The sequence below is a fragment of the Pseudomonas agronomica genome (assembly GCF_025917275.1).
In the GTDB taxonomy this organism is placed as follows: Bacteria; Pseudomonadota; Gammaproteobacteria; order Pseudomonadales; family Pseudomonadaceae; genus Aquipseudomonas; species Aquipseudomonas agronomica.
Genome location: NZ_JAOSHO010000976.1, coordinates 1 through 662 on the forward strand (window position 1 = coordinate 1; position 662 = coordinate 662).

A 662-nucleotide genomic window follows, 5' to 3' on the forward strand; every position below is an offset into this window, starting at 1 on the left:
CGGGGGCGGAACTACAGGTATAGCCAATGTGCGGAGTTTTGCCTGTTCAGCGCAGCCGCGCCATCGCCAGCGTATCGACCCAGCGCCCATCACGCACGGCGTAGTCGCGCAGCAGGCCTTCGGTCTCGAAGCCGAATTTGCGGTACAAGCCGATGGCTGCTTCGTTGTCGGCATACACCGTCAACTCGACCCGCCGCAGGTTCATCCAGTTGTCCGCCACGTCCAGCGCCGCGGCCAACAGCATCGAGCCCACACCCTTGCCCTGCCAGGCGACCGCGACGCCCATGCCGAGGTTGGCGCAGTGAGCCCGACGAACGCGAGAAAACTGTTCCAGGCCCAGGTTGCCGATGACGTCGCCCTGATGCAGGGCCACCAGTTTCAGCTGGCGCTCGTCATTTGTTGACAGACGTTGACGCCAGACCTCCGCGGACTGAAAAGGCATCTGCAATACCTGGCGGGTAACGGCAGGGTCGTTGTAGAGCGCGGTGACGCCGGGGATATGGGCCTCAGTAAAACGCGCAAGGGTGATCGAGGATTCGGACATTGGGGCTCCTTCCTGGAGACGCGACATGGCCGGCAACTATAAGCCGGTGGTCGTTGCACAGGCGAGCTTGTGATTTCGGTATTCCATCGGCCGCCTTCGCGAGCAGGCTCGCTCCCAC

The 662-nt window shown here is 62.8% G+C and carries 1 protein-coding gene; it reads right to left on the bottom strand.

Features of this window, described 5'->3' with window-relative positions; genetic code table 11:
• Positions 1-46: 46 nt before the first annotated feature.
• Entirely contained in the window at positions 47-544 is a 498-nt protein-coding gene (locus tag OC610_RS28470; RefSeq protein ID WP_264433069.1) for a GNAT family N-acetyltransferase, read from the bottom strand.
• Between the last annotated feature and the right edge of the window lie 118 nt (positions 545-662).